We start from the raw sequence: 24,967 nt of genomic DNA on the forward strand, positions 1-24,967 counted from the left end.
GCACCATGAACTTCAGAAAGATCAATAATATTACGGGGTGGATCGTCTGCATTATCGCCTGTACGGTCTATGCCCTTACCCGTGAGGCTACCGCGAGCTTCTGGGACTGCGGGGAGTTTATCTCCAGCGCCTTTAAGATGCAGGTGCCCCATCCGCCCGGCACCCCCACCTTCCTGCTGCTCGGTCGCCTGTTTGTGATCTTTCTGGGGGGTACGGCCCAGACGGCTGCCCGGGATGTGAACCTGCTTTCCGCCCTGGCCAGCGGCTTCACCATCCTGTTCCTGTTCTGGACCATCACCCATTTTGCCCGGCGGACCATGGCCGGCCGGGATGAGGTGCTCAGCACCGAAAAGATCATCGCCATCATGGGAGCCGGCGTTGTCGGCGCGCTGGCCTATACCTTTTCGGATACTTTCTGGTTCTCCGCCGTGGAAGGCGAAGTATATGCCCTGGCCTCCCTCTTCACAGCGCTCATCATCTGGGCCATGCTGAAATGGGAACACCAGGCCGACGATCCGCATGCGGACCGCTGGATACTCTTTATCGCGCTGATGATCGGGCTCTCTATCGGTGTCCACCTGCTGTGTATACTGACCATCCCGGCCATCGTGATGATCTATTACTTCCGCCGGTATAAGGTTACCCGCTGGGGTACCCTGTGGGCCTTCGTCATCGGATGCCTGATCACCGGCTTTGTGCAGGTCTTTGTGATCCAGTATTCGGTAAAAGGCGCCGGCGCTTTTGATGTGATGTTCGTCAACGGCTTCGGAATGCCCTTTAACAGCGGCTCTTATTTTTATCTGGCCCTGCTCATTGTGCTGCTGATCCTCGGTATCCGCTGGGCCCGGAAAAAACAACATTATTTTGTGCATCTGGGCCTGTATTCCGTGGTATTTATCCTGATCGGCTATTCCGTTTATTTCACCACGCTCATCCGCGCCAATGCCAGCCCCTCCATCAATATGCAGGACGTAAGCGACCCCATCGCACTGGTCTCTTACCTGGACCGGAGCCAGTATGGCGACTTCCCCATTGTTTACGGGCCGGACTTTACCGCCAAGCCCATCCGTTACGACGACGGAGCCAAGGTCTATGAAAAGAACCTCAAGACCGGCAAGTACGAGGTAGCCGGCAGAAAGCCCGTTCCGGTATACGACGCGGGCGACGAACACCTTTTCCCGCGTATCTGGGATGCGGGCAACGAGCAGGGACATGCCGACTTCTACCGGCAGTGGCTCGGGCTGGCCGAGGGACAGAAACCGACTTTCGGCGACAACCTCAGCTGGTTCTTTTCCTACCAGCTTACCTGGATGTATACACGCTATTTCCTGTGGAACTTCAGCGGGCGGCAGAACGATGTACAGGGCTTTGGTAACGTGCGCGACGGCAACTGGATTACCGGTATCCCCTTCGTGGACAATATCCGGCTGGGCGATCAGCATCAGATGCCGGACAGCCTCCAGCACAACAAGGCGCATAACAAGCTGTACGGCCTGCCCTTTATCCTGGGCATCATCGGGCTGCTGTTTCACCTGAACCGGCACCGGCGCGACTTCCTCGTGAACCTGCTGCTGTTTTTCTTCACCGGCATCGCCATCGTTATCTATCTGAACCAGCCGGGCAACCAGCCCCGCGAACGGGACTATGCCTACGCGGGCTCCTTCTATGCCTTTGCGATCTGGATAGGCCTGGGCGTGCTGTCCGTCTACGACTTCTTTAAAAAGAAAGTTTCCGGGACCCTGTCGGCGGCCGGCGCCTCCGTGCTCTGCCTGCTGGCGGTACCCGTCATCATGGGCTTCCAGGAATGGGACGATCACGACCGCTCCCAGAAAACGCTGCCCCGGGATGTGGCTTCGGATTATCTCGAATCCTGCGCTCCCAATGCCATCCTCTTCACCGAAGGTGATAATGATACCTATCCCCTCTGGTATGCCCAGGAGGTGGAAGGCGTCCGGCCCGATATCCGGATCATCAACCTCAGCCTGCTGGGGGTAGACTGGTATATCGATGCCCTGCGCCATGCGGTGAACAAATCTGCTCCCGTGCCCATGAGCTGGGCCCCGGATAAATATGTGGGAGACAAGCGCAATTATATTCCGCTGGTAGAAGCTCAGAATATCCCCAAGGACCGGTATTTCGACCTCAACGAGATCATGAACTTCATGGGCAATGACGATCCCAAATACAAAGTATCCGGCGGCGGCGGGGAGCCGCTCAACTACCTGCCCACCAAGAATGTATTTATCCCGGTGGATAAGGAAAAGGCTGTCCGGGACAAGGTAGTGCCCCCCGGAACGGATACCAGCCAGATCCTGGCCCAGGTACCCTTCCAGATCCCCAAGACCCTGCTGTTCAAGAACGACCTGCTGATGCTCAATATCATCGCGGCCAGCCACTGGGAACGCCCCGTCTATTTCACCAGCCCGCTGAGCCCCAGCCGCATCGGCCTGGGCAGCTATCTGGAGATGGACGGCCTCACCTACCGGCTGGTACCCATGCGCAGCGCCGGGGACAACAACAGCCTGTTTGACGCCGGAAATGTAAATGTGAGCTTCGCCTACGAAAACATGATGGACAAGTTCAGCTTCGGAGGTGCGCAAACGCCCGGCACCTATTTCGACGAGCCGAACCGCCGTATGCTGATGTCTATCCGCAGCGCTTATGCCAAGCTGGGCCTTGCGCTTGCCCAGGAAGGCAAGAAGGACAGCGCCCTGAAGGCCCTGAACCGCAGCGATAAAAACATCCTGGAGGAGAATTTCCCGTATGCGTTAACGTCCCCCAACAACTCGCATAACATTACCTCCCTCACCACGGTGTATGCCTACTATATGGCGGGGGATACGGTCAAGGCCGGCAAGATCTCCGACGAGATCATGCGGGATTGTCAGCAGCAGCTCAACTATTACAATGCGCTGCCGCAGAGCAAATTCAGCCAGGGGCTGCAGCAGGATGCCCGGATGGCCAATATGATCATCTCCCAGCTGCAGGAGTGGAAGGAAAAGCTCGGAAAAACCGGTACCGTTTCCCCGGAGCTGCCGCAGGTGCTCGATTCCGGCAAGAAAGCCGCCGACTCCGGAAGGGCAAAATAACCCGTGGCTTACGGGGGGCCGCCAGCCGTACGGCGGCAAGCCGGCCATCTGCAGACGGTCATACAGCCGCAGACGATCGCATAAAAAAACCTGTCTCACCAAGGCGAGACAGGTTTTTTTATGCGATACAGCGCCGGGAATATCCGGTGTGCCCGAAGGGGGCTCCGGCGCTATTTCAGGTTAGCCAGCGCCTGATCGAAATGCTGCAGGCTCTCCCGGATCTGCGGGATATTATCTTCCGGATGACTTTCGTACTCGATGGAAAACAAGCCCTGGAAATGCTGCCGGTGCAGCTCTTCCAGCATGGCGGGCAGATTGCAGACGCCGGTGCCCCAGATGGTATCTTCGGCCTTGGGCTCCCGTGCGCTGACATCCTTAAAGTGCGATTCGATAATGCGCCCTTCCAGCTTTTTCAGGCATTCCACCGGATCGAGACCGGAACGGATCCAATGGCCCACATCTGCGCAGGAGCCGATACGTTTGCTTTTCCCCTGTATGGCGGCCAGCAGGGTATCCGGGCTCCAGTAATGCGAAGGGGCGGGATGATTGTGGATGGCTACGTTGATGCTGTACTGATCGCACAGCTGCGATACCAGATCCATATGCTCGGGCTTGGGCTCGGAAACGATGTTCTCGATCCCCATATTCCGGGCAAAGTCAAACAGCTTTTTCCAATCCTCCGGCGTTTCCGGAGTGATCACCCCGTAGGCCATCATCTTGACATCCTGCTGTTTCAGATAGTCCAGCACCTTTTGCTGAGCGGCGGCATCCATCTTGAAATCGAGCGTGCCTTCGAGCCCCCCGCCGATCTTCTGACCGGGGAAGCCCTCGATATAGTGCAGCCCCAGCGACTTGGTCTTGTCTACCGCCTCAAAGAAAGAAAAGTTGCGGAAGGTATAGGCCTGTACGCCCATCTTCCAGCCGAGGGCATCAGCCGTGACGGAGTCCTGTGTGGAGTCTCCCTGCTCAGCGGAACCGCTTCCGCCCGAAGACTGGCAGGCGGAGATACTGCCGGCCAGCAGCAGCACTGCGGCAAATTGAACGATACGTTTCATACATTGTGTTTAAAAGGTTAGAAAAAGCGATGTCGGAAGCCCAAGATTACAAAATATCGGTTAACCGGGCAATATGTGCCGGCGCTTGCGGGCTCATCTGTCGGCCCTGCGCCGTCCCGCCTTCCGGCGCAGCCTGAGCATCCTGCTGCCCGGCTCTTCCGGCTCTTCGCCCAGGATCAGCCCCCAGGGGCGAAGCTCTTCCACCCGGTCGAACACAATCTTGGCGATAGCGATAATGGGAATAGAAAGAAACATGCCCGCAACGCCCCAGATGACCTCCCCTACGATCACCCCCAGCACCGAGATAAGCGCATTGACCCGCACCTGCGAGCCCACGATACGCGGCCGGATGACATTGCTGTCCAGGAAATGGATGACCAGCACGGCGATGACCACCAGCAGCAGCTTGCCGGCCGCCGCGCTGCTGAAGGTGATGAACATGCTGAGAAAAAGCGCCACAAAGATGCCTACATAAGGGATGACGTTCAGCAGACCGGTAAAGATGCCCAGCAACCCCGCATACGGGATACCCGCTATCCAGAACACGGCGGTAGTAAGGGCGGCCACGATGCAGAGCTGGAAAAAGAGCCCCACCACATACCGCTTGATGATATACTTGGTCTGCCTCACCACCTCATATACCGTGGTGCTGTGCCGCGGATGAAATACCGCAGCCAGGAAACGCACCAGCAGGTGCCGGTAGAACAGCAGGAAAAACACGTAGACCAGCATAAAAATAAACAGGATGATCTGCGAAGACAGGGAGAGCAGCGTTCTGCCGATGACAGAAGGACTCGTGGAAACCATATTGCTGGTGGCATTCTGCACCAGATCGCGCTGCTTTTCCAGGTTCAGGTGAAACTGTACCTGTATCCAGGCCTGTATATCGTGCACAGAATTGATCAGCTGCGCCTTAAACCGGGGCCAGTCCTTCATCAGCGATACCAGCTCCGAGCCGATCAGGAGCAGCACCGCGCATATCGCCGCCGCCAGCAACAGCACGCACAGCAATGCCGAAAGGCTGCGCGGAAAATACCACCTCCGTTCAAAAAAATTGGCCAGGGGCAGCAGCAGGATGGAAAACAAAAACGCAAACAGCAGCGGAGAGATGATCTCCTTCCCGATGATGGCCAGGTAACCGGTGATCAGCAGCGATACCAGCACAAAGGCCAGCTTGGCGTAAAACGGCAGGACAGGGGCTTTTACTTGCATGATATATAATTTGAATTTATTTGAAACCGGTACATTAACAGGGCATTACATCGTCTTCCGAAGTTATGCCTTTTTAGCATCTGCTAAACACGAAAAAAGAACGCAACCAAATCCCTCATTTTGGTGTAATTTCAGTGTTGAGAGCACATCAGTAACCGCAGAAACGGAAAAAGAAACGATCATGCGTGCAGTATTGTTTAGCAAAATCATGCCTGCTGCGGAGGGGAAGTCGCCGTTTGAGCAGCTGCTCGATATTTTTTTACAACTGCTTACCTATACGAACGGAGATGCCGGGGAAGCCCTGAGCTGGCTGACCGAGCTGGATAAGGAATATCAGCTGACCGACGGCAAGTACGGCATCGGGGACTTTATCGAAAACCTGGAAGAAAAAGGTTACCTGGACAGGGACCCGGGCAGCGGCCGGTTCAAGATTACGCCGAAAACCGAGCAGGGCATCCGCAAACGTTCCCTGGAGGAGATCTTCGGAAAGCTGAAAAAATCGTCACCCGGCAATCATCCTACCTATACCTCGGGCATGGGCGATGAGCTGAATCCGGACACCCGCCCTTACCAGTTCGGGGATACGCTGGAGCAGATCGATTTTACCGCTTCCATCCGCAATGCCCAGATCAACCACGGGCTGGAAAGCTTTAACATGGCGCAGGACGACCTGGAGATCCGGGAAACCGATTTCAAGGCGCAGACCTCCACCGTGCTGATGATCGACATTTCCCACTCCATGATCCTGTACGGGGAAGACCGCATCACGCCGGCTAAAAAGGTCGCCATGGCGCTGAGCGAGCTCATTTCGACCAAGTACCCGAAAGACACCCTGGACATCATCGTTTTCGGAAACGATGCCTGGCAGATCGCCATCAAAGATCTTCCTTATCTGCAGGTCGGACCTTTCCACACCAATACCGTCGCCGGCCTGGAGCTGGCCATGGACCTGCTGCGCAGGCGGAAAAATCCCAACAAGCAGATCTTTATGATCACCGACGGCAAGCCCACCTGTCTGAAGCAGGGCAAGCAGTATTATAAAAACAGTTTCGGCCTGGACCGGAAGATCCTGAGCCGTACGCTGAACCTGGCGGCACAATGCCGCAAGCTGAAAATACCGATCACCACCTTTATGGTAGCCAGCGATCCCTGGCTGCAGCAGTTCGTCAGGGAGTTTACCCAAACCAACAACGGCAAGGCCTTTTTCTCGGGACTGGATCAGCTGGGCAAGTTCGTATTTGTAGATTTTGAACGGAATAAACGGAAGTATTTAAGTTGAATAAGTATGGCATTGAAAAACATCAAGACGTTTGGACAGTTGAAGAAGCACGGCCATGCCACCCGGCCGGTCAAAGAAGAAATCCGGAACAATCTGATACAGCAGCTCGGCGCCGGGAAAACCCCTTTTCCCGGTATTTTCGGATATGAGGATACGGTGATCCCCGATGTGGAAAGAGCCTTGCTGTCGCGGCACAATATTCTGTTCCTCGGTCTGCGCGGGCAGGCCAAAACCCGCATGGCGCGCCAGCTGACCGATCTGCTGGACGAATATATACCCGTGGTGGCCGGTTCGGAGATCAACGACGATCCGTTTCACCCGGTTTCGCATTACGCCCGCGAGCTGCTGGCCGCGGAGGGAGACAATACCCCAATCGGCTGGATGCACCGCAGCGAACGCTATGGCGAAAAGCTGGCCACCCCCGACGTATCGGTGGCCGACCTGGTAGGCGATATCGATCCTATTAAAGCCGCCAACCTGCGGCTGAGCTTTGCCGATGAAAGGGCCCTGCATTACGGCATCATTCCCCGCAGCAACCGGGGCATCTTTGTCATCAACGAGCTGCCCGACCTCCAGGCCCGCATTCAGGTGGCCCTGTTCAATATCCTGCAGGAGGGCGATATCCAGATCCGCGGCTTCAAGCTGCGGATGCCGCTGGACATCCTTTTTGTATTCACGGCTAACCCCGAGGACTATACGAACCGCGGCTCCATCGTGACGCCTCTTAAGGACCGGATAGAAAGCCAGATCATCACGCACTACCCCGCCAATGTGGAAACGGCCTTGCGCATTACCGCGCAGGAATCGAATATAGACGCGGCCCAGTCTGCCCGGGTAAAGATAGCCGACCTGGTAAAACGGATCATCGAGCAGGTGGCCTTCGAAGCCCGGGAAAGCGAGTTTGTGGATAAACGAAGCGGGGTATCCGCCCGTCTTTCCATCGCCGCCTACGAAAATGCCGTCAGCGCGGCGGAGCGGCGTACCCTGATCAACGGGGAAAAAGACACCCAGGTCAGGATCGGCGACCTGATCGGCATCATCCCCGCCATCACCGGTAAGATAGAGCTGGTATACGAAGGCGAACAGGAAGGTCCCCAGCAGGTGGCGCACAATCTGCTCGACAAGTCTATCCGCAGCACCTTTGTACATTACTTCCCCGATCCCGAGCTTTTTAAGAAAAAGAAGCAGACGAACGGACAGAACCCCTATAAATCGGTGATCAGCTGGTTCGAACAGGGCAACAAGCTGCCCCTCATACAGGATGCGCCGGATCGGGAGCAGGAAAAACTGCTGAACCGGGTACAGGGTCTGCGGGATCTTGTAAAAAAACATGTGCCGGGCGCCAACGCCCGCGAAACGGCCCTGCTGATGGAATTCGTCCTCTACGGCCTGGCGGCCCACTCCCTCATCAGCCGGAAAAACGCCGAGCAGCAGACCGAGTTCGGCGATCTGCTGGGCACCATGATGAACTTCAACCTGGGAGACGAAGAAGCGGAAATGTAAACCCTCTTTCCTCAAACCATAATCACGCACTATGCAAAAAACCGCCCTGTTTTTGACATCCGCCTTGCTGCTGGCCGCCCTGCAAACCTTCGCCCAGGAACCGGCCAAATACCTTTCCAGCGAGCCGGCGGAAAACAAAAACATGAAACCCGAAGAAACCGAGTATTATACTCCCGTGCCTCCGGTCGTTACACCCGGAAAAGACTGCGGGGAAGCGCCCTCCGATGCCATCGTCCTGTTTGACGGTAAAAACCTGAATAACTGGGTCAGCTCCAAGGACGGCGGACCGGCCGGGTGGACCGTCAGCGACGGCGCGATGACTACCAAAACCGGCACCGGGCCCATCCATACCAAACAATCTTTCGGGGACTGTCAGCTGCATGTGGAATGGCGAACGCCAAACCCACCGAAGGGCACCGGCCAGGACCGGGGCAACAGCGGCATCTTCCTGCAGAGCCAGTACGAGCTGCAGGTGCTGGACTCCTATCATGCCTCCACGTATGTGGACGGACAGGCCGGCAGCATCTATAAGGACTCCCCGCCCCTGGTAAATGCCTGCCGCCCGCCCGGCGTATGGCAGACCTACGATATTTTCTATACCGCTCCCCGGTTTAACGAGGACGGCTCTGTGAAAAGCCCAGCCTATGAAACCGTGCTGCAAAACGGGGTGCTCATCCAGAACCACGTCGATATAAAAGGGCAGACCCTCTATGTCGGTAAGCATTTTTATAAAAAGCACGGCGACCTGCCGCTGGAGCTCCAGGACCATAATCATCCGGTAAGCTACCGGAATATCTGGATCCGGAAGCTGTAATATCAAAGACCCCTTCAGGAAAATTTCAGCTATGATGATCTTTGAAGCCTGCACCGCCGCCTGCACTCCTCTCCTGTTACGGGTAGCTCCCGCGGGAGGACAGGGATGGCTGCTGCCGGGACTGCTGCTGCTCTTCCTGCTCGCCCTTCTCTGGACGGGCTGGAAGCTCCGCAGCGCGGCGCGGCGCAACAGACAGATGAAAGAAGAGCTGCTGCATATGCAGTCGGAGCTGAACAATATCCAGCTGGATACCATCCGGTACAAGATGAACCCGCATCTTTTTAAAAATACCCTCAACGCCATCCAGTCCCACGCCTATCAGACCTATTACGCGCTGGACAAGCTGGCCGAGGTATTGGATTATATTTTGTATGAGAGCGACCGCCAGTATGTGACGCTGAAAGACGAGCTGGACTTTGCGCTCAGCCTGATCGAAGTCAACCGTTTAAAGCTGAGCCCGCTTTTTGAGCTGAACATAAAAAAGAAGATCAATGAATCGGACCCGCTTTTTCTGCAGAAGCTGGTGGCCCCGATGATCAGCATCGACCTGATCGAAAATGCCTTCAAGCATGCCGACCTGCAAAGTCCCGATGCCTTTATCAGCATCGTCTTTGAGCTGAAGGATAATAAGTTTGCCCTTACCGTATCCAACAAGATCAGCAGCCGGCCCGCCCTGAAAAAAAACAAGAGCGGCTTCGGACAGGAAAACTTCAAAAAAAGACTGGATATCCTGTACAGCGGCAACTACAAGCTGGAACAGTTTGCCGATAAGGACGTATATACCGCACACCTAAAAATAGACCTGCTTGCACACAAAACTAAAATGCTTGCTGCTGGATGACGAGCTGCCGGGTCTTACCTACCTGAAGATGCTTTGCGAGCAGATGCCGGAGCTGGAGGTGGTAAAGGCGTTCAACGATCCGATGAAGCTGCTGAAGGAAAGCGCTGCGCTGGACTTCGACCTTTGCATACTGGATATAGAAATGCCCGGTATCAATGGCCTGGAGCTGGTGCGGCTGCTGAAGAACAAACCCGTTATTTTTGTCACCGCCTATAAGGAGTATGCCGCAGAGGCCTATGACCTCGAAGCCGTGGATTATATCCGCAAGCCCGTGCAGCAGGAGCGTCTGCAGAAAGCGGTGGAAAAGGCCGCGCACTACCTCAGGGCCGTTTTTCCGGAAAAGACCTTTCTGCAGGTCAACAGCGACAGGGGAAAAACTGTCCTCTTCTTTGACCGTATCGCCTATATCACCGTTTCGGAAAACGACAAGCGGGACAAGAAGGTGTACCTTCGCAACGGTCAGGACCTGCTGATCAAAAACCTCTCGCTGGAAAGGCTGCTCGAGCAGCTGCCTGCCGAACGGTTCTGCAGGATCAACAAACGCGACATCATCGCCCTGAAAACTTTATTGTACTTTTCGCACGACGAAGCAGTCATCCAGCTGAAGCAAAACCAGGATGAAGAAGTTCGCCTGCCCCTCGGCGACGCCTACAGAAGCCGTTTCCTCCGGTTGTTGCAAAAATAAAGCGGGCGGCCAGCCGTTTTAATGGTTTACAATCACCGGCCAATGCGGAGCAGAAAATTCAGGAATAGTTTGTTCTACGGCAGCAGCGCCCTCGTTTTTGTTCTGCTGACAGCCTGGTGGCTGCGGGGAGAACAAAGCTTACAGCCTGCTTCTCCGCAGCCGGACGCCCCTCCCTGGCTCCAGTTTGCCGGCTCCCTGCAAAGCAATATTGCGGCGCCGCTCTCCGTCCTGCTGCTGCAGCTGGTCATCATCATCGGAGCGGCCCGGATACTGGGCTATCTTTTTAAAAAGATCGGACAGCCGGCCGTTACCGGCGAAATCCTGGCCGGCATTCTGCTGGGGCCCTCGTTTCTCGGCGCCTGCTTTCCGGCCTTTTCGGGTTTTCTTTTCCCCGCTGCCTCGCTCGGCAATCTGCAGCTGCTCAGCCGCATCGGCCTCATCCTGTTCATGTTCATCATCGGCATGGAGCTGAACCTGAAAATGCTGAAACGTCGTGCCGGCGATACCGCGATGATCAGCTACGCCGGCATCCTCTTATCCTTCGTCCTCGGGGTGGGACTGGCGCGATATCTCTATCCCCGTTTTGTTTACGGGGCCGTCTCCTTCCCCGCTCTGGCCCTGTTCCTGGGCATCTGCATGAGCGTCACGGCTTTTCCGGTGCTGGCCCGGATCGTGCAGGAGCGGGAGCTCAGCAGGACAAAAACAGGCAGCCTTGCGCTGGGCAGCGCCGCGGTCAGCAATATCGTTACCTGGTGCCTGTTGGCCATAATGATCGCTTTTATAAAAGCCGGCTCTCTTTACGGTGCCGGATATACGATATTGCTGGCGGTGATCTATGTCACCGCTATGCTGAAGCTCATCCGTCCCTTTCTGAAAAGGTTGGGCGATATCTATTCCAACCGGGAAAACTTCGGCAAACCGGTGGTTGCCGTTTTCTTCCTGACGCTGGCGGGATCGGCCTATATTTCGGAGGCGATCGGCATCCATGTCCTGTTCGGCGCTTTTCTGGCGGGTGTGATCATGCCGGTAAATGTCAACTTCCGCCGGATCTTCATCGAAAAGATCGAAGATGTGGCGCTCGTGCTGCTGTTGCCGCTTTTTCTCCTTTATACGGGCTTACGCACCCATACCGGCATATTGGCGAGCGGTCTTGCATGGACCGCCCTCACCTGGATGCTGCTGACCGCTGTTGCCGGCAAGCTGCTGGGTACTGCGCTGGCCGCCCGGTTTACCGGACAGCGCTGGCGGGAAAGCTTTATGACGGGAACGCTGATGAATACCCGCGGGCTCGTGGAACTGGTGGTGCTGAACATCGGGTACGATCTGGGCGTGCTGCCGCCTGCGCTGTTCACCCTGATGGTCATCATCACGCTGATCACTACCCTCATGACCGCTCCCCTGCTGGCCCTCACCGGCCGGATCGGCAGACCCGGAAAAGCGCGCCCCATACCCAACGAGATCGAGGAACACCGCAAATACCGGATACTGATTGCCCTGGGTAACCCCGAAGGCGGGCGCAGTCTGCTACGGCTGGCACACGGCTTTACCCGGAAATCTCCCCATCATGCCGACATCACGGCCCTGCATCTTACCCCCGTCAATGATATCGGCCGGTTCAATACCGTTACCTACGAACGTCAGAGCTTTTCGCCCCTGCAGGCCGAGTCCGGCCGCCTGGGCATAACGGTGAAGCTGCTGTTCAGACCCTCTCCGGATATCGACAGGTCCATACCCGAAGCTGCCAACAACGGCAACTACGATCTGCTGCTGATCGGCAGCGGACAGTCCATATACACCGGCTCCATGCTGGGCAAGATCCTGGGCATTACCTCCCATATCATCAACCCCGAACGCTGGCTGGACTCGATCACCGGCCGGGAGAAATTTTTTGAGAAGATCTTCGACGAACGGGTCCGGCAGATCATCCGCTATGCGCGCGTTCCGCTCGGCATATTCATCAACAAGGGATTCCGTGCTTCCAACTCGGTATTTATCCCCTTTTTTTCCGGCGAGGATCATTTCCTGCTGCAGTATGCCCAAAAGCTGATCCATAACAATGAGGCAAGGGTGATCATTCTCGACGCCTCCGGCACCATCCGGCAGCACACGGCCATCAAGGAAACGATCCGGAGCATTGAGCAGACCGCACCCAATCATATTGCTTTTTATGAAGACAACGCCATTGAAAAGGAGCTGCTCAGCCGGCAGGACCTGATGCTGGTCAGCCTGGAAAGCTGGAGAAAGCTGATCGGCACCCAAAGCTTATGGCTCAGCCATATTCCGTCCGTACTGGTCATAAAACCTTAAACGACAGATGGATTTATGCCAAAAATCCCTTACTTTTAATCGGAAAACAGGCATGATCCCTATGCCCTGTCCTCATAAAAAAACCAGACGATGAAAAAAGCCCTGCATCTTATCTCCGCCGCCCTCGTTACCGCCGTCATCTTCAGCTCCTGCGCTACACAGATGGGCACCACCGGCAATTCCGGCATCACTATGCGATCCCTTACCGGCAACTGGGTGATCTCGGATATCCGCTTCGAAGGCATACCCGACGGATCCAAAGTCACCCTGTTCGATGAAGCGGCGTACCCCTGTTTCAAAGGCAGCAGCTGGAACCTCAAGGTAAATGGCGACGGATCGTATACCCTGCAGGCCAATCCGGGTTGTAACGCCGTTACCCAGCAGATCATATGGTCGGTGGAAGGCGGCCAGTTCCAGTTCAAAAAAATGGAACAGGGCGTGAAGCCTAAAGACATTGCAACCGGTTACCGGGTAAACATCGCTTCGCTGGAAGGCAATATGATGACCTGGAAGGCTGCGGTAGACGTGGAGGGCCAGCAGGCTTCCATTATCTATACCCTGCAGCGCCAGTAACCTGCCGCTTACTTCCCCTGTTTTTTTCTTTCCCGGGCAACCTTTATGCCTTCAGTTCCGCTATTACTGATGCATTACGGATTATCATGCAGGAAACCGAGCATGGCAATCCACCAAAGGCGGATCGCACCGGATATGTTGATATGTTCCCGCCTAAGGCGGGATGATCATTAAAAACATATCTTAACAGATGAAAACTAAATGAGTGATACCTGCTGATCATAACCTGCGGATTATCCTGGAAGGGTGCAAGCGGGAGCAACGGGCGAGTCAGAAGGAGCTGTATAACCGGTTTTACGGGTATGGCATGAGCATTTGCATGCGGTATGCCCGGCATTATGAAGATGCCCTGGAAATCCTGAACGACGGCTTTCTGAAAGTATTCCGAGGCCTGCCCCGCTTCTCTTATCCTGAGGACGAAAACCGGCTGCCCAGTTCCCTGGTTACCTGGATCAGGAAGATCATGATCCATACCGCCATCGATTATTACCGCTCCGCCAGACACCATGCACAGGAACATGAATATGAGCTGCAGGAAGGCAAAGAGGCGGTGTATGAGCAGGGAGACCCGTTGAACCGTATGACCTATGCAGAGCTGATCGGGGTGGTCCAGCAGCTGAGCCCGGCTTACCGGGCTGTGTTCAACCTTTTTGTTATCGACGGGTTTTCCCACGAGGAAGTCGCCGCCATACTGGGCATCTCGGTAGGAACCTCAAAGTCGAACCTGTCCAAGGCGAGACTTCATTTACGCCACCTGTTAAAAAATACGCATGAAGAAATCGCCGCCAAATATGAGCGATGAGGAGTTGGACCGGTTATTCCGGGAAGCGGCAGCGCAGTATGAACCCCCTCCCGAACCGGATGCCTGGGACAGGTTTGCACAGCGTCTGGACAAGCCTCCCGGGAAGGAAAACAAAAACCGTTTCCTGAAATACGGATGGATAGCGCTGCTGCTGCTATTGTCCGTGGCCGTGCTGCTCTGGCAGATGCCGGGCCGGCAGCAGGAAAACAAAGTGGCTGCGGGACCGGACCTCCATAGCGCCGCCGGAAGTTCCGGGGAAGCCGGAGCATCCGCAACGACCGGAGGACTGCATCAGCCAAATGCCGACGGACAGCAAACAAATGCCGGAGAACAGCAAACGGGCGCCGGGGGACAGCAGACAGGCACCGGAAGGCAACAGCCGGATGCCGGGGGACAAGAGAGGATTGCCGAGGATGCCCCCGGAGATGTTGCAGGAGAAGCAGCCGGGAAGCCTGCCCGGGAGGCTTCCGGTCTCTCCGGAAGGACCGGGCTGCCCGGGTCCGGAGGATCAGACAATGCCGCAGCCGGCGTATCCGGTGCGCCGCTCCCCCGGTCCGGCAGGGCAAACCATACGGCATCCCAGGTTGCAGCGCAGCGTACTCCGGATAACGCCGTTTCCCCGGCCGCGGATCAGGGCGTTGAAGGCCATGCCGCGCTCCCGGCCGCCGGAAAGAACACGGTTCCCGCCGCCGCGCAAGCTGCCGGAGATGCGGAAAGGGGACTTACCGGGGACACCGAAACGCCGGGGCAAAGGAAAAGCCTCCCCGACGCTTTATCAGAAGATAGCGGGGCTGTACACGGCAACGCGAGAAAGAAAGCAGCAGGATATAAAGCGCCCAGATGGCAGATAGGATTGACCGCCGGCCCTGATATGGGCTTTATCCACGGCAAGAGCGGCCATGCCCCCGGCGTCAATGCGGGCCTGACCCTGCAGTACCGTTTCTCGCGGCGCTGGTCCGTGGAAACAGGTCTGCTGGCCGCCACCAAGATCTATTCCTCAAGGCCGGAAGATTATCACCCGCCTACGCTTCCGGGATATCCGCTCAGCAGCGTGGACGCCAACTGTACGGTCCTGGACCTGCCATTGAACATACAATACGACTTCCTGCAGAAAAGCAACAGTCGTCTGTATGCCAGCGCCGGCCTTTCTTCATTCTGGATGAAAAAAGAAGATTATACCTATAACTATAAAACAGACGGGATAACCCGGAGCCGGGAATGGAGCATCTATAACCAAAACCGGCACCTGTTTTCCATAGTCAACTTATCCATGGGATACGAATACCGCTGGAAGCGCCTTTCCTTACAGGCAGCGCCGTATGTAAAAATACCCATGGGCGGCATAGGATACGGAAAGGTGCGGCTGACCGGAACAGGTATTCTCGTCTCTTTAAAATACGGATTTTAAACGCCGCAAATCCTGCAGGGCGGCGTAAAAAGCCAAACAACCATTTATCAGACGCATTGCGTAATGTGCGGACTGTCACCCGCCGGTGACGTCAGGAGGGACTGCTGTGCTCACGCCGGCAGACAGGCCGCCTGCGCGCTATTCAGTTATCATTTCACCCTTAAAAAAACAAAGCCATGAAACGATCATGCATTACATCCCTTAAGACAGCAGCCCGTCCGTCGGCAGCCCTGGTCCCGGCCCTTTTCAGCTGTCTCGCCCTGAGCGGCGCACTGTTCTTCAGCGCCTGCAACAAGGATAGCGATACCCCTCCGGCCCCGAGCAAGGAAACGTTTGAAAGTACGGCCGAACCCTCCTCCTCATCTGTGGAAACCACCGCTACCGGCACGGCAAGCGCCACGTATGACCCGGCTACCAAAAAGCTGTCCTATACCTTCCAATGGAGCGGGCTTACCGGTACCATAGGCGGCTTTCATATCCATAAGGGCGATGGATCCATTATCATACATTTCGAAGAAGGCGACTTCCCTACCGATGCCAGCGGCACCTTTTCAGGATCGGCCACGCTGACAGACGATGCCTGGATACAGGATCTCGAAGCGGGCAAGCTGTACGGCCAGATCCATACGGCCAAATATCCCGGCGGGGAAATCATTTTCCCGTTAAAGAAAAAATCCGCTACCGGGGGCACCACCACGCCTCCCCCTGATAATGGCGGCGGCGGGGGCTATTCGTATTAAACCTGCTATTCCTTCGGCATGCCATCCCGGCGCGGCCGGGATGGCAGGGCCCGGAGGACCCGCCCCACAGAAAACCCGCTGCACGGAGCCACCCCGGACTGCACACACAAACAACCACTGTTATGCAAAAGAAAACCTTAGCCGTGGCAGCCCTGCTGCTGACCGCCGTTTCCCTATACTGGGGCTGTACCAAGACAGCCGAGAAACCGGCGGAAACCGGAAACGGAAGCGACTGCACCCCCCGCTTCCCCGACCAACACGTGACCTACGAAAACTATGTAAAAAATATCATCCGCACCTACTGCACCTCCAGTTGTCACAACGGCAACGGCGGCATTTCCCCGGGTGATTTCAGAACCTATGCCGGCCTGCGTCCCTATACCGGGGCATTCAACATCCGGGTCATACAGGACCACGCAGACATGCCACAGGGCAATGCCCCCCTGCCGAAAAGCATCCGGGATTCCCTGAATATCTGGATCGGCAACTGCGCACCGGAAAACTAAGCTTATGAAAAAGTTATTATTGGCAGGACTGTTAAGCCTGGGCGTCGCCGGCGCAGCTACCGGTCAGGATGTATTTGTCTGCAAAAATGCGCAGGTCTCCTTTTTTTCATCTGCCCCTATCGAAGATATCGAAGCCCGGACCGAACAAGGCCTCTCGGCCCTGGACACCAGCCGGAAGACCATCTATTTCAAGGTACCTGTTAAAAGCTTCCGGTTCAGGAAACAGCTGATGCAGGAGCATTTCAACGAAGACTATCTGGAAAGCGACCGTTACCCCTATGCTGAGTTCAACGGCCGCTTTGCAGATGCCGAAAATATCTCCGCCGAAGGAAGCCATACGGTGACCGTGGAAGGACAGCTTTCCATCCACGGCGTTAACAAAACCTACCGGGAAACGGGAACGATGACGGTAAAGAACGGGCAGATCACCATCGATGCCGCCTTCAAGGTACGCCTGACAGATCATAAGATAACCATCCCGCGTCTGCTTTTTAACAACATCGCAGAAGTGGTTGCCGTAAAGGTCCATGCCCTGTATAAAAAAACATAATCCGCTATGAAGTACCTCTTTTTTCTACTGCTACCGGTCATATCTGCCCCGGTAGCCGCCCAGGAATCCCTGAGCCGGCTTTTTTCCGGCGATTCGCTGCAGCAGCCCCAGCCGGTAACGGCCACTTTTAAGTCGGATCATATTGTAAACGGACAATCCAACGAAACGCTGCACCGGCAAGACCTGGTGGTCAATATATCTCACCGCTTCGACGACATCGCCGGTAAATACGGAGGCATCAAAACATTTTTTGGTCTCGATAATTCCACCGACATAAAGATCCAGCTGGAGTACGGCATCAGCGACCGCCTGACGGCGGGTCTTGCCAGGGCCAAGGGCGCTCCGGAAGCCCGCGCCACCGCCATTGGTTTCAACTCGGAGACACAGCTCTGGGAAGGCAGCCTCAAATTCCGGCTGCTGCAGCAGACCACGGACAACAAGGTTCCCCTTGCCATCACCCTCTTTTCCAACGCGGTGATTTCTTCCCGGGCCGCGCTCGACGACCCTACCTCCGACATCAGCTTCAGCGATTTCGGCGACCGGTGGAGCTTTACCGGGCAGGCGATCATTGCCCGCAAGTTCAGCGACAATTTTTCGCTGGCGGTGCTGCCCACCTATTCCAGGCGCAACCTGGTGGCCTTTGGGGATATGAACAATCTTTTTTCACTGGGACTCGGCGGAAGGATAAAATTCACACGACATATGGCTATTATCATGGACTGCTTCCTGCCTTTCCGCAGCCGGGAAAGCCGGGACTATTTCAAACAGCAGGATATCACGTTTTACCCGCCCCTGGCCATAGGCTGGGAGATCGAAACGGGAGGGCATGTTTTTCACATCAACTTTACCAACTCCACCGCCCTGCTGGAAAACCAGTTTATACCCTATACCACCCGTTCCTGGACGCATGGAGGCTTCCGCTGGGGGTTCAATATCTCCCGCACGTTCAGCCTCTCTCCCCGGCAAAGCAGGAAGGAAGGGACGGGATACGGGAAATAGCGTCTTAACGGCGTTTACCCGGCACCGTTATTCCACCGGAATATTGCCTTCAAAGACGTAAGCGGCCGGCCCGCAAAGCCAGACGTCTGTAAAATGCTGTTCATCCGTCTGCCGGTAACGGACCTCGAGCCGGCCTCCCCGGGCATTCACCGCTACGGCGTGGGAACCGGGCTGATCTCCGGCGGCCGCAATAGCGGCGGCGGTCACCCCTGTGCCGCAGGCCAGCGTTTCCGCTTCCACGCCGCGTTCGTAGGTCCGTATCTTCAGTCCTCCGTCCGTACGCTGTACAAAATTCACGTTGATACCTTCCCCGGAAAACCGCTCGTTATACCGGATATCCCGCCCGGATCTCCACACATCCACCGCATCCACATCAGGCACAAACCTTACATAGTGCGGGGAACCGGTATCGAGGACAAAGTCATCGCCGCTGCGCTCCACTTCGCCGACATCCTGCATTTTCAGGCTTACCCAGCCATCGTCCTGTATATGGGCCTCGTGCCAGCCGTCCACGGCATAAAAGCGGGTAGATGTTCCGATAAGCTCCCGGTGGCGGGCAAAGGCCACCAGGCATCGTCCGCCGTTTCCGCACATGCTGCCTTCCCGGCCGTCGGCATTAAAATACCGCATTTCGAAATCGCCTTCCGTATGCGGGTTCAGCATCATAAGACCGTCTGCCCCGATACCGAAACGGCGGTCGCATAAAAAATGGATCTGCGCCGTGGAAAGCCCGTCGTAGATGCCTTCGCGGTTGTCCAGCACCACAAAGTCGTTGCCGGCGCCCTGGTATTTATAAAAATGGATCTGCATACTCAAAAATTTGTGTTTTAAATGCCCGGCAGAACGGCCAGCGAACGCTCGATCATCCGCTTTACCGCTTTTCTGCCGTCGGCGCTGAAAGTACCGGAGCTCCGGTTGGCCACTACGGTGCTGATCGAAAGACAGGCATGACCCAGCAATCTTCCCATCCCGTAGATACCCGCCGTTTCCATTTCGAAATTGGTGATGCGGCGCCCTTCATGAACGAAGGAGCAAAGCTGCTCCTGCAGGTCAGGGAAAGCCGGGACTGCACGGATACGCCGTCCCTGCGGGCCGTAAAAACCAGGACAGGTGACCGTGATGCCGGGAATAAAATCCTTTTCCCCGAACCGCTCCAGCAATCCGCTGTCCGCACCGGCGATATAGGGATGCACTGCATTGCCGGCGCTGACATGGGTAGTAAAGGCGTCCAGCAGCCGCTGCTCTTCCGGCGGTGTTTCCCGGCGATAAAAGTGCAGCAGATTGTCCATACCGATACCGAAGACCGAGACCACAAGGCCGTCCGTAGGGATATCGGGCTGCAGCCCGCCGCAGGTTCCCATACGGATGATCTTCAGCGCAGTATGCTGCTTTTTCACCCGACGCTCCTCAAGGTCGATATTCACCAGCGCATCGAGCTCGGTGAGCACGATATCGATATTGTCGGTACCGATGCCGGTAGACACTACGGATATACGTTGCGGTCCGATATACCCGGTATGGGTGACAAACTCGCGGTGAGCGGTTTGCCATTCCACCCTGTCAAAATGCGCAGACACTTCCTTTACTCTGTCCGGATCGCCAACGGTAATCACAAGGGGAGCCAGCTCTTCCGGTCGCAGGTTCAGGTGATACACTGCGCCGCGTTCGTTCAGGATCATTTCGGATGCGGCAAGGACGGTCATAACCGGTGATTTGACGGAGCAAACCTACAGGAAATTAACTGAAAAAACAGACCCTCACCCGGAAACACGCGTATTCCTGAGGAGGGTACGGTAATCCTTGCTTGTTTTACGGAAAAAACACTACATTTGCCTTCCCAAAAAAGGTGCTGTGGCCGAGTGGCTAGGCAGAGGTCTGCAAAACCTTATACAGCGGTTCGAATCCGCTCAGCACCTCTTACACCGGGTCCGCCCGGGATAAGAACAAAATCGTAAAACAGCTGGTAACCAGCTGTTTTTTAGTTTACAGCGCTGAAATAATCCATTTCCTTACTGAAATCCAGCCCGGGATACTGACCGGCCAGCTGCGCCGCTTTCCGGGAATGCGTTTCGAGGAAGCGGACATGCGCCTCCGTACCGGCATGCAGGGGACGATGCTGCATGGCCAGCCGCAGCTTTTCCACTTCAGCGATGAGGAGCCGGCTTTCCGCATCCATACCCTGTTCTGAGAATTTTTCCCATACATACCGGATAGCCGTCTCATTGGGGTGTACCAGGTCATCCTTATAAAAACGGTAATCCCGGAGATCATCGATCACCAGCTCATAAGCCGGGAAATAATACAGCCGGTCGAATTTGCCGACAAGATGATGAACCGCCAGCAAAAGGGTAGACTTGCTGACCTGGTTTTCCACGACGCCCTCGCGGGCATAGCGTACCGGGCTGACGGTAAAAAGTATTTTCACCCGCGGATTCACCGAAAACAACGGATGGATGAAATTATCGAGGGCAGAGACAATTTCCTGTACCGACAGCATGCGCCGCGTAAAATGAGTGGCGGGCACCTTATGACAGTTGCCCGCAATACGGCCGTCTTCCCGGCGGGCATACACCTGTGCGCTCCCGAAGGTCAGCATCAGCCAGTCGGCCTCTTTCAGCCGACGCTCCCCCTCATGGCAGGCGCGGTTGATCTGCTCCAGGCATTGCGCCGGATCGGGACCGGAAAAGACCCCGTGATGGTCCCAGCTGTGCCATAAGCCTTCGTGCCGGAAGAGATCCTGCTGCGTATACCTCCGGCCGGACAAACAGGCCTGCAGACCGGTGAGGATGCTGATCGGATTGTACAGGATACCGTGCGGGTTCAGGATTACATCGAATTTATAACGGGTCAGCAGATGACCGATCTCCTCCGTAAAGCAGGAACCGCTCAGCAACAGCTTATGGCGGTAGCTCAGCGGGGGCAGCAGCGGTGCAACGGGAAAGGTAAGGCGGAAATCCATGATAAAAAGAATCCTAAAATTAAAACTTTTACCGCATTTATTCGCGGAACCGGTAGCGGAGTACTGCGGCTTTTTTTGTTTCTTTGCCTTCCACCCGGATATATGAAGCCACAGAAAGCACGTCCCTTATTTCCGATCATGCTCACCGTATTCCTGGACCTGCTGGGTCTGGGTATCGTTATCCCCATCGCGGCCCCCCTGCTGCTGACGCCCGGGGAGGGTATGCTTCCGCCGGACTATGGAACGGGAGCCCGCGCTATTGTGCTGGGCTTTCTGTTGGGCATTTATTCCCTCGCCCAGTTTTTCGGCGCCCCGGTGCTGGGTGCGCTGGCCGACCGGCACGGACGCCGGAAGATACTGCTGCTCTCGCTGGCCGGCACGGCGGCGGGCTATCTCCTTTTTGCAGAAGGCATCGCGCGGCAGGATATCCTGTTGTGCTTTTTCAGCCGCCTGCTCGATGGTTTTACCGGCGGTAACATTTCCATCGCCTATGCCGCCATCGCCGACATCACGGATGAAGAAAACCGGGCAAAAAATTTCGGGCTGATCGGTATGAGCTTTGGCCTCGGCTTTATCCTGGGTCCTTTTATCGGCGGCGTGCTGGCCAATCCTGCTATAATATCCTGGTTCAACCTGGCTACCCCGTACTGGTTTGCCGCGGGGCTGGGTGTGGTGAACATGTTCGTGCTCATCCTGTTCTTTCCGGAAACCCTGCAGCAGCGGAAAACCCGGAAGGTCAGCCTGCTGACGGGGATGCGGAATATCCGCAACGCTTTCGCGCAAAAACGGCTCCGGGCCATTTTTCTCACCGTCTTTCTGGTCACTTTCGGCTTCGATTTTTTTACGCAGTTCTTCCAGGTATTCCTGATCGGAAAGTTCAGCTTCTCTCCCACCGATATCGCCAACCTCTTCGGCTATATCGGCCTGTGGCTGGTGCTGACGCAGGGCCTGTTCATGCGGCCGCTGAACAAACGCTTTTCTTCCGAAAGCATCGTCGCCTGGACCATCCTGCTGCTGGCCATAGTCTTTCCCTTTCTGCTGTGGCCTGCCCGGTCCTGGTGGATCTATGTGATCGTGCCTTTTATCGCCCTGTTCAGCGGTATTACCACGCCCAATCTTACCGCCATCATTTCCATGCAGGTGCCGTCTGAAGAGCAGGGCAGCATCCTGGGCATGCGCCAGTCCATGCAGGCGCTGGCCATGGCAGGACCGCCCATCATCGCCGGTTTTATCACCGGCATCAACATCAACCTTCCCATTCTCTCCGCTGCGGTATGCACCGTGGCGGGATGGATCGTTTTCGTAACGCTTTTTCGGAAACCCAAAAGCCCTCCCGGGGCGGGTGGTTATTGAAGTTCGCGCGGGATACCCGGAAGGGAAGTTCTTCCGGAACACCCTGGGGAAGTTTTATGGAATGCGGAAAAGCTGCGACGCCAGGTCGCTGGCTTTTTCCAGGGCAGCCGTGTCCAGGTTATGGACGATATGATGCTTTTCGCAATAGCGGACCAGCCGCTCGGTCGCCATGTTGCCGACCAGCTCGTCGCCGGCCATGGGACAGCCGCCGATGCCGCCCAGCGCCGTATCAAAACGGCGGCAGCCCTGTTCCCAGGCCGCCGATATCTTTTCCTCCCAGCCATCCGGACGCGCATGCAGATGGGCGCCGAATTCCACGCCGGGGAAAGCGGGGATCAGCTGGCCAAAAAGCCAGGCGATCGTTCCGGGATCGGCGACGCCTACCGTGTCGGCCAGAGAAATGATGCTTATGCCGGCAGCAACAAGCTGCTGCACCCGATCAATGACCTTTCCCCGGTCATAAGGATCGCCGTAAGGATTTCCAAAGCCCATGGAGATATAGATCACCAGCTGCCTGCCGTGCTCCCGGCAAAGCTCCCGGATGCGAATAACCCGCTCCATGGCCTCGGCAATGGTGCTGTTGGCATTGCGGCGCTGAAAGGTTTCGGAGATAGAGAAGGGGAATCCCAGAAAGTGAACCGCCTCGTATTTCAGGGCTTCCTCCGCCCCCCGGACGTTGGCGACGATGGCGAGCAGCCGTGAACGGGAGACGCCGGTATCCAGCCCGGCAATGACCTCACCGGTATCCGCCATCTGGGGAATGGCTTTCGGAGACACAAAGCTGCCAAAGTCAAGGGTATCAAACCCTACGGTCAGCAAAGAACGGATATACGCTGTTTTTTGCGCCGTGGATATGGGATGGGGCCATCCCTGCATAGCGTCCCGCGGGCATTCGATCAGCTTTATGGTGTTATCCGGCATGTTATTCCATTCTTTGCTTCATGGCTTCGTACAGGATAATTCCCGCCGCTACGGACACATTGAACGATTCAAAGTCCCCGGCCATGGGTATCTTAAAGACGATATCGGTAGCCTTTAACAGGGACGGATGTACGCCTTTGTCCTCCGATCCCATGATCACGGCCACCGGCATCCGAAGATCGCATTTATGCAACGGAGCGTCCGCCTTCATTTCGCTCGCGGCCACGCTTATGCCGTTGAGATGCAGGAGGTCCACCGCTTTCAGAAGACTGTCCACCCGGCATACGGCTATCTTTGCAAAAGCCCCGGCAGAAGACTTCACCGCCTCTTCATTAAGCGGCGCTACCCCCTTATCGGGCAGGATGAGCGCCTGGGCGCCGCAACATACCGCGCTGCGCGCTATGGCGCCGATGTTGCGCACATCCGTAATGGCGTCCAGCAGGAGAAACAACGGAACCTTGCCCTGCTCCACCACATGCGAGATCACGTCCTGCAGGTCGAGATAACGGACCAGCCCGCCGATGGCGATACAGCCCTGATGATTTACCGTGCCGGGGCGACGGTAAGCGCCGCTCATGCTGTTGAGTTTCTCTGCCGGCACCCGGTTTACCGGTACCTGCTGCTCATCCGCCAGCTGCAGCAGCTCCTGCACGGCGGGCCCGCCGGCATTCCGCTGCAGGAAGATCCGTTCGATAAGCTGCCCGCTTCTGAGGGCTTCCATAACCGGCTGACGGCCGATGATCAGTGCCGGCTTCCGTTTTTGCATGCCGTATGTCATAATAATTGTCCCTCGAGTATCATAATCTTCACTTTGAGCAAAGCCGACACCGTCAGCGAATCCGTGATCTCTCCTTCTTCCAGCATCCGGTAGGCGGCTGAAAAGGGAAGTCTTTTCAGGGTCAGCTGCTCCGTTTCTTCCGGCTGCGCCTGGTGCCGCGTCAGCTCCCTGGCCAGGTAGATGAGCCCGTATTCGTCGCTTACTGAATTGGAAAGATGCAGCTCCAGTAACCGGTCCCAGCGGGCGGCCTTCAGCCCGGTCTCCTCCAGCAGCTCACGTTTGGCCGATTCCAGGGGATCGGCCTCTTCGAGCGGGCCTCCGCCCTCGGGGATCTCCCAGCTGTAGCGCTCCAGGGGAAAACGGTATTGCCCTACAAGGAAGATGTGGCCCTGATCATCCATCGCTACGATACCGATGGCCCGGTTCTTAAAATGTACCGTTCCATAAATACCGCGTCCGCCTCCGGGATTAATGACCTGGTGTTCGGCGACCGTGATCCAGGGGTTGTCGTATTGCTGACGACTGCCGAGAACCTGCCAGGGGTTGATGGTATCCTTATCCTGCATATTGCAAAGTAACTGCTTTTTTCCCCT

At 56.1% G+C, this 24,967-nt stretch carries 23 protein-coding genes and 1 tRNA gene; 16 read left to right on the forward strand and 8 right to left on the reverse strand.

Features of this window, described 5'->3' with window-relative positions; all coding sequences use genetic code 11:
- Positions 1–5: 5 nt before the first annotated feature.
- On the forward strand, positions 6–3,089 hold the full coding sequence (locus ABD851_RS07735; RefSeq protein ID WP_344977903.1) for a glycosyltransferase family 117 protein: 3,084 nt from the start codon (positions 6–8) through the stop codon (positions 3,087–3,089).
- A gap of 170 nt (positions 3,090–3,259) precedes the next feature.
- Here ABD851_RS07735 and ABD851_RS07740 read toward each other — a convergent pair whose 3' ends face one another.
- The gene (locus ABD851_RS07740) at positions 3,260–4,144 is read right to left on the reverse strand and encodes a sugar phosphate isomerase/epimerase family protein (RefSeq protein ID WP_344977905.1); all 885 of its coding nucleotides are present in this window, start codon (positions 4,142–4,144) and stop codon (positions 3,260–3,262) included.
- Positions 4,145–4,237: 93 nt separating this feature from the next.
- Positions 4,238–5,356 (reverse strand): AI-2E family transporter, encoded by a 1,119-nt coding sequence (locus ABD851_RS07745; protein WP_344977907.1) that lies wholly within the window; start codon positions 5,354–5,356, stop codon positions 4,238–4,240.
- Between the two features lie 181 nt (positions 5,357–5,537).
- Here ABD851_RS07745 and ABD851_RS07750 point away from each other — a divergent pair, with 181 nt between their 5' ends.
- From ABD851_RS07750 to ABD851_RS07810, 13 genes are all read left to right on the forward strand, one after another.
- Positions 5,538–6,635 (forward strand): vWA domain-containing protein, encoded by a 1,098-nt coding sequence (locus ABD851_RS07750; protein ID WP_344977909.1) that lies wholly within the window; start codon positions 5,538–5,540, stop codon positions 6,633–6,635.
- Between the two features lie 6 nt (positions 6,636–6,641).
- Positions 6,642–8,138 carry a sigma 54-interacting transcriptional regulator gene (locus ABD851_RS07755; RefSeq protein ID WP_344977911.1) on the forward strand — a complete coding sequence of 499 codons (1,497 nt, stop codon included), beginning with the start codon at positions 6,642–6,644 and terminating at the stop codon, positions 8,136–8,138.
- Between the two features lie 31 nt (positions 8,139–8,169).
- Positions 8,170–8,952, forward strand: a complete 783-nt coding sequence (locus tag ABD851_RS07760) for a 3-keto-disaccharide hydrolase (RefSeq protein WP_344977913.1) — start codon at positions 8,170–8,172, stop codon at positions 8,950–8,952.
- Between the two features lie 31 nt (positions 8,953–8,983).
- Positions 8,984–9,793, forward strand: coding sequence for a sensor histidine kinase (locus tag ABD851_RS07765; RefSeq protein ID WP_344977915.1), 810 nt, complete (start codon positions 8,984–8,986; stop codon positions 9,791–9,793).
- Positions 9,759–10,478, forward strand: coding sequence for a LytR/AlgR family response regulator transcription factor (locus ABD851_RS07770; RefSeq protein WP_344977917.1), 720 nt, complete (start codon positions 9,759–9,761; stop codon positions 10,476–10,478). The genes ABD851_RS07765 and ABD851_RS07770 overlap by 35 nt, the downstream gene beginning before the upstream one ends.
- A gap of 42 nt (positions 10,479–10,520) precedes the next feature.
- Entirely contained in the window at positions 10,521–12,785 is a 2,265-nt protein-coding gene (locus tag ABD851_RS07775; RefSeq protein ID WP_344977919.1) for a cation:proton antiporter domain-containing protein, read from the forward strand.
- Positions 12,786–12,875: 90 nt separating this feature from the next.
- The gene (locus ABD851_RS07780) at positions 12,876–13,358 is read left to right on the forward strand and encodes a hypothetical protein (protein ID WP_344977922.1); all 483 of its coding nucleotides are present in this window, start codon (positions 12,876–12,878) and stop codon (positions 13,356–13,358) included.
- 205 nt (positions 13,359–13,563) lie between these two features.
- Positions 13,564–14,160, forward strand: a complete 597-nt coding sequence (locus tag ABD851_RS07785) for an RNA polymerase sigma factor (RefSeq protein ID WP_344977924.1) — start codon at positions 13,564–13,566, stop codon at positions 14,158–14,160.
- Positions 14,129–15,568: a porin family protein gene (locus ABD851_RS07790; RefSeq protein ID WP_344977926.1), complete on the forward strand. Its 1,440-nt coding sequence runs from the start codon at positions 14,129–14,131 to the stop codon at positions 15,566–15,568. Before ABD851_RS07785 ends, ABD851_RS07790 begins: the two co-directional genes overlap by 32 nt.
- A gap of 176 nt (positions 15,569–15,744) precedes the next feature.
- Positions 15,745–16,308, forward strand: a complete 564-nt coding sequence (locus ABD851_RS07795; RefSeq protein WP_344977927.1) for a CHRD domain-containing protein — start codon at positions 15,745–15,747, stop codon at positions 16,306–16,308.
- A 122-nt stretch (positions 16,309–16,430) separates the two neighbouring features.
- The gene (locus ABD851_RS07800; RefSeq protein WP_344977929.1) at positions 16,431–16,814 is read left to right on the forward strand and encodes a hypothetical protein; all 384 of its coding nucleotides are present in this window, start codon (positions 16,431–16,433) and stop codon (positions 16,812–16,814) included.
- A gap of 4 nt (positions 16,815–16,818) precedes the next feature.
- Entirely contained in the window at positions 16,819–17,364 is a 546-nt protein-coding gene (locus tag ABD851_RS07805) for a YceI family protein (RefSeq protein WP_344977931.1), read from the forward strand.
- 6 nt (positions 17,365–17,370) lie between these two features.
- The gene (locus tag ABD851_RS07810; RefSeq protein ID WP_344977933.1) at positions 17,371–18,363 is read left to right on the forward strand and encodes a DUF5777 family beta-barrel protein; all 993 of its coding nucleotides are present in this window, start codon (positions 17,371–17,373) and stop codon (positions 18,361–18,363) included.
- Between the two features lie 27 nt (positions 18,364–18,390).
- On the opposite strand, the gene dapF is transcribed toward ABD851_RS07810, so the two are convergent.
- Together dapF and ABD851_RS07820 are read right to left on the reverse strand one after the other, a co-directional pair.
- Positions 18,391–19,173: a diaminopimelate epimerase gene (gene dapF / locus ABD851_RS07815; RefSeq protein ID WP_344977935.1), complete on the reverse strand. Its 783-nt coding sequence runs from the start codon at positions 19,171–19,173 to the stop codon at positions 18,391–18,393.
- A gap of 17 nt (positions 19,174–19,190) precedes the next feature.
- Positions 19,191–20,066, reverse strand: coding sequence for a nucleoside phosphorylase (locus ABD851_RS07820; RefSeq protein ID WP_344977937.1), 876 nt, complete (start codon positions 20,064–20,066; stop codon positions 19,191–19,193).
- A 142-nt stretch (positions 20,067–20,208) separates the two neighbouring features.
- Here ABD851_RS07820 and ABD851_RS07825 point away from each other — a divergent pair.
- Positions 20,209–20,279: transfer RNA gene (locus ABD851_RS07825), tRNA-Cys, on the forward strand.
- Between the two features lie 62 nt (positions 20,280–20,341).
- Here ABD851_RS07825 and ABD851_RS07830 read toward each other — a convergent pair.
- The gene (locus ABD851_RS07830) at positions 20,342–21,322 is read right to left on the reverse strand and encodes a GSCFA domain-containing protein (RefSeq protein WP_344977939.1); all 981 of its coding nucleotides are present in this window, start codon (positions 21,320–21,322) and stop codon (positions 20,342–20,344) included.
- Positions 21,323–21,424: 102 nt separating this feature from the next.
- On the opposite strand from ABD851_RS07830, the gene ABD851_RS07835 reads away from it, so the two are divergent.
- Positions 21,425–22,675: an MFS transporter gene (locus ABD851_RS07835; RefSeq protein WP_344977941.1), complete on the forward strand. Its 1,251-nt coding sequence runs from the start codon at positions 21,425–21,427 to the stop codon at positions 22,673–22,675.
- Positions 22,676–22,729: 54 nt separating this feature from the next.
- Here the strand turns inward: ABD851_RS07835 and ABD851_RS07840 are convergent, their stop codons facing one another.
- Genes ABD851_RS07840 through ABD851_RS07850 form a run of 3 tightly spaced genes read right to left on the reverse strand, consistent with a single transcriptional unit; the run spans position 22,730 to position 24,940 of the window.
- On the reverse strand, positions 22,730–23,596 hold the full coding sequence (locus ABD851_RS07840; protein ID WP_344977944.1) for a hydroxymethylglutaryl-CoA lyase: 867 nt from the start codon (positions 23,594–23,596) through the stop codon (positions 22,730–22,732).
- A gap of 1 nt (position 23,597) precedes the next feature.
- Positions 23,598–24,362, reverse strand: coding sequence for a 23S rRNA (guanosine(2251)-2'-O)-methyltransferase RlmB (gene rlmB / locus ABD851_RS07845; RefSeq protein ID WP_344977946.1), 765 nt, complete (start codon positions 24,360–24,362; stop codon positions 23,598–23,600).
- An 8-nt stretch (positions 24,363–24,370) separates the two neighbouring features.
- Positions 24,371–24,940, reverse strand: a complete 570-nt coding sequence (locus ABD851_RS07850; protein WP_344977948.1) for an NUDIX domain-containing protein — start codon at positions 24,938–24,940, stop codon at positions 24,371–24,373.
- Positions 24,941–24,967 lie beyond the last annotated feature (27 nt).

This window comes from Compostibacter hankyongensis (assembly GCF_039541075.1).
GTDB classification, from domain to species: domain Bacteria; phylum Bacteroidota; class Bacteroidia; order Chitinophagales; family Chitinophagaceae; genus Compostibacter; species Compostibacter hankyongensis.

Excerpts from the sequence above, each read along its gene's own strand:
- ABD851_RS07765 (WP_344977915.1), top strand. The coding sequence starts at position 8,984 with ATGATGATCTTTGAAGCCTGCACCGCCGCCTGCACTCCTCTCCTGTTA.
- rlmB (WP_344977946.1), bottom strand. The coding sequence starts at position 24,362 with ATGCAAAAACGGAAGCCGGCACTGATCATCGGCCGTCAGCCGGTTATG.
- ABD851_RS07810 (WP_344977933.1), top strand. The coding sequence starts at position 17,371 with ATGAAGTACCTCTTTTTTCTACTGCTACCGGTCATATCTGCCCCGGTA.
- ABD851_RS07830 (WP_344977939.1), bottom strand. The coding sequence starts at position 21,322 with ATGGATTTCCGCCTTACCTTTCCCGTTGCACCGCTGCTGCCCCCGCTG.
- ABD851_RS07750 (WP_344977909.1), top strand. The coding sequence starts at position 5,538 with ATGCGTGCAGTATTGTTTAGCAAAATCATGCCTGCTGCGGAGGGGAAG.
- ABD851_RS07780 (WP_344977922.1), top strand. The coding sequence starts at position 12,876 with ATGAAAAAAGCCCTGCATCTTATCTCCGCCGCCCTCGTTACCGCCGTC.
- ABD851_RS07850 (WP_344977948.1), bottom strand. The coding sequence starts at position 24,940 with ATGCAGGATAAGGATACCATCAACCCCTGGCAGGTTCTCGGCAGTCGT.
- ABD851_RS07800 (WP_344977929.1), top strand. The coding sequence starts at position 16,431 with ATGCAAAAGAAAACCTTAGCCGTGGCAGCCCTGCTGCTGACCGCCGTT.
- ABD851_RS07745 (WP_344977907.1), bottom strand. The coding sequence starts at position 5,356 with ATGCAAGTAAAAGCCCCTGTCCTGCCGTTTTACGCCAAGCTGGCCTTT.
- ABD851_RS07835 (WP_344977941.1), top strand. The coding sequence starts at position 21,425 with ATGAAGCCACAGAAAGCACGTCCCTTATTTCCGATCATGCTCACCGTA.
- ABD851_RS07820 (WP_344977937.1), bottom strand. The coding sequence starts at position 20,066 with ATGACCGTCCTTGCCGCATCCGAAATGATCCTGAACGAACGCGGCGCA.
- ABD851_RS07735 (WP_344977903.1), top strand. The coding sequence starts at position 6 with ATGAACTTCAGAAAGATCAATAATATTACGGGGTGGATCGTCTGCATT.
- ABD851_RS07775 (WP_344977919.1), top strand. The coding sequence starts at position 10,521 with ATGCGGAGCAGAAAATTCAGGAATAGTTTGTTCTACGGCAGCAGCGCC.
- ABD851_RS07805 (WP_344977931.1), top strand. The coding sequence starts at position 16,819 with ATGAAAAAGTTATTATTGGCAGGACTGTTAAGCCTGGGCGTCGCCGGC.
- ABD851_RS07760 (WP_344977913.1), top strand. The coding sequence starts at position 8,170 with ATGCAAAAAACCGCCCTGTTTTTGACATCCGCCTTGCTGCTGGCCGCC.
- dapF (WP_344977935.1), bottom strand. The coding sequence starts at position 19,173 with ATGCAGATCCATTTTTATAAATACCAGGGCGCCGGCAACGACTTTGTG.
- ABD851_RS07790 (WP_344977926.1), top strand. The coding sequence starts at position 14,129 with ATGAAGAAATCGCCGCCAAATATGAGCGATGAGGAGTTGGACCGGTTA.
- ABD851_RS07755 (WP_344977911.1), top strand. The coding sequence starts at position 6,642 with ATGGCATTGAAAAACATCAAGACGTTTGGACAGTTGAAGAAGCACGGC.
- ABD851_RS07840 (WP_344977944.1), bottom strand. The coding sequence starts at position 23,596 with ATGCCGGATAACACCATAAAGCTGATCGAATGCCCGCGGGACGCTATG.
- ABD851_RS07740 (WP_344977905.1), bottom strand. The coding sequence starts at position 4,144 with ATGAAACGTATCGTTCAATTTGCCGCAGTGCTGCTGCTGGCCGGCAGT.
- ABD851_RS07795 (WP_344977927.1), top strand. The coding sequence starts at position 15,745 with ATGAAACGATCATGCATTACATCCCTTAAGACAGCAGCCCGTCCGTCG.